The organism is Desulfovibrio sp. 1188_IL3213, from assembly GCF_036763145.1.
Classification (GTDB): domain Bacteria; phylum Desulfobacterota; class Desulfovibrionia; order Desulfovibrionales; family Desulfovibrionaceae; genus Desulfovibrio.
The window spans coordinates 1-2,772 of sequence record NZ_JBAIYR010000318.1; the positions used below are offsets into that span (position 1 = coordinate 1).

Here is a 2,772-nt window from a genome sequence, read left to right on the forward strand (position 1 = left end):
GCACGTCGCGCACGCGGTCACCGATCATCCACGAATCGGCAAGGTCGATATGCAGATCGCGGGCGGCCTGAAGAATAAGCCCCGGCTCCGGCTTGCGGCACTGGCACGGACCGGTAATTTCCGGCAGGTGCGGGCAGTAGTACCAGGCGTCAATGGCGGCGTTCTTTGCCGCCAGGTCGGCATTGATCCATTCTTCCAGGCGTTTGAGGGCGTCATGGTCAAACATGCCGCGCGCAATGCCCGACTGGTTGCTTACCACCACCAGAACGTAACCGACGGCGCGCAGGCGCTTGAGCGCCTCAGGCACGCCGGGCAGCCACTGCCAGTCCTCCTTGCGGTGAACATAGCCCGTATCCCTGTTCAGGGTTCCGTCGCGGTCAAGAAAAATGGCCCGGCGCAATGCCGTTTTTTCCGTCATGATTCTGCTCCTGCCCTGTTTGTTCCGTCGTGTGCCGGTGTCTTACTGCTTGTGATAACCGCGCAGGGTGGCGGCCTCTTCCGCTGCCTGGGCCACCGGGGCGGGCACAACGGTCTTGCCTATGGGGCAAAGGGCCAGAGCCGCCAGCTTGACGTGCTGCCAGGCAAAGGGAATGCCGATGATGGTCACGGCGCAGGCCGCCGCAGACACCAGATGCCCCAGGGCTATCCAGATGCCCGCAAAAACAAGCCAGACGATGTTGCCCACTGTTCCCAGCATACCGGTCCCCACATCGGGCTGTCCGGTGAGCACCTCGCGCGAGACGGGCATCTTGCCGAAGGGAAAAAAGGCGAAGTTGCCCATGACGAAACAGGCGCGGCCCCAGGGAATGCCGATGATGGAGATAAAGCAGAGCACGCCGAACATCCACCATACAAGGCCCATGACGAGGCCGCCGAGTATGAACCACAGGGCATTGCCAAGGCAGCCCAAGGTACTGTTCATATTTCCCCCAGTCCGGCGGCAGACGCCGGTGTATCACTGCACATGCAAAAGAACACGAAAAGCGGCGCGCTTGCCCACCGCCATGCCCCGGACATCCGAGCAATTTCACTTTGAAATTGCTCTGGCGGCTGCGTGAGCAGTCGCCCGCCGCAAAGGTGCAAGCGCAGCTTCAGCCGTATAAAAACAGCCCGCCCGCGAAACCGGCGCAGACGGGCTTGAGCCACGCAAGGCGGCTGAGAACTGACGCGCCGGAAATCAGAAGTTTACTATAACCTGTTCATTTTCTTCGCCAGCAGCATTTTTGCCACGGCGGGCCACATCGCCGATATGCCAGGCGCGCAGATTGAACGCCTGAATACGGCTGATGGCCTCTTCGCTCTGGTCAGGGGGCAGCACCAGCACGTAACCTATGCCGCCGTTGAATATTTGAAGAATTTCGGGCCAGGAAAGGTCGCCCGTTTCCTTGAGCCATCTGAAAACCGGAGCCATCTGCCAACTGCCGAAGTTGATGCGGGCCTCCACCTGTGCCGGCAGCACACGGGGGATATTGTCATAAAAGCCGCCGCCCGTGATGTGGGCCATGCCCTTGACGTTAAGGTCGCGCAAGAGAGAGCGCACGGCCTCCACATAAATGATGGTGGGGGCAAGCATAACGTCGCGCACGGTGGCGCCGTCGGCTCCGGGAAAGGCGTCGTCGGGCGAAAGGCCGCTTTTTTCCAGCACCTTGCGGGCCAGGGAATAACCGTTGGAATGCAGGCCCGACGAGGCAATGCCCACAATGTGGTCGCCCACCTGAATGCTCGAACCGTCAATAAGCTTGGCGTTGTCCACAATGCCCACGCAAAAACCAGCCAGATCATATTCGCCGGGGGCATACATGTCGGGCATTTCCGCGGTTTCCCCGCCCAACAGGGCGCAGTCGGACTGGCGGCAGCCTTCGGCCACGCCACCGATGACGGTGTGCGCCGTGTCTACATCCAGCTTGCCTGTGGCAAAGTAGTCAAGAAAGAACAGAGGATTGGCCCCCTGAACAAGAATATCGTTCACGCTCATGGCCACCAGGTCGATGCCCACGGTATCGTGTTTGTCAAAAGCGAAAGCCAGCTTGAGCTTGGTGCCCACACCATCGGTGGAAGAAACCAGCACAGGCTCGCTCATGCCGCTGAGATCGGGACGGAAAAGGCCGCCAAAGCCGCCGATGTCTGAAATGACGCCCCTGGTCTGGGTGCTCTGCACCATGGATTTGATACGCGACACAAGGGTGTTTCCCGCCTCAATGTCAACGCCTGCCTGAGTATAGGCTTTCGCGCGGTCGCTGGACATCCGTAGCCTCCTTTGGATTGCGGTTCTTTAGCAGATTTTGCCGCAAAGCCCAAGCGACTTTTTTGCATGGCCGCGCCTCCATTTTTCCTTGTCGCTCCGCTGCCCCTGCTGCCGAACGGTTTTGCCCGCTGCCATATTCCGCGCTGCATAACGCACTCTTTTTCTTCTGTCCGCGCGGGCATCTGCACATAAAACGCGTGCTCCCCGGCAGGCGCGGCCTTGCCGGGCCTTCAGCATTCCTGCTGCACCATTGTCCGCCAAAAACAAAAAATCCGCCAATTCCCGCTTCCCTGTAGACCAGTCGGCCAGCCATTGCTAGACTGACAGCGCGAAAAGCGCCAAAATACAGCCACACCGCGCCATACCGAACCTCGGCAACGGGCAGGCCAGCCGGATCGCCGCGAAAAACGCCGCATTGTGCCGGATGTCAGGCTTCATCAGCGTGCTACAGGCATAAAACTTGCTTGCATCTGCTCCAAAAGCGCACACGGCTCAGCATGCGCCTGCGTCCCGCAAACCGCCGGGCC

Annotated in this window: 3 protein-coding genes; all 3 read right to left on the bottom strand. The window is 60.0% G+C overall.

Annotation, left to right across the window (positions count from 1 at the left end; genetic code table 11):
• Window positions 1–418 (bottom strand): D-glycero-alpha-D-manno-heptose-1,7-bisphosphate 7-phosphatase (locus tag V6C16_RS10845; protein ID WP_333543194.1); only part of this gene is annotated, 418 nt, incomplete at its 3' end.
• Window positions 419–460: 42 nt separating this feature from the next.
• Window positions 461–922 carry a YccF domain-containing protein gene (locus V6C16_RS10850; RefSeq protein ID WP_333536741.1) on the bottom strand — a complete coding sequence of 154 codons (462 nt, stop codon included), beginning with the start codon at window positions 920–922 and terminating at the stop codon, window positions 461–463.
• A 255-nt stretch (window positions 923–1,177) separates the two neighbouring features.
• Complete coding sequence (gene purM, locus V6C16_RS10855) at window positions 1,178–2,245, bottom strand: phosphoribosylformylglycinamidine cyclo-ligase (protein WP_333536740.1); 1,068 nt, start codon at window positions 2,243–2,245, stop codon at window positions 1,178–1,180.
• Window positions 2,246–2,772 lie beyond the last annotated feature (527 nt).

What these genes read in the sequence shown, in the direction of transcription:
- V6C16_RS10850 (WP_333536741.1), bottom strand. Translation starts at nt 922, where the DNA reads ATGAACAGTACCTTGGGCTGCCTTGGCAATGCCCTGTGGTTCATACTC.
- purM (WP_333536740.1), bottom strand. Translation starts at nt 2,245, where the DNA reads ATGTCCAGCGACCGCGCGAAAGCCTATACTCAGGCAGGCGTTGACATT.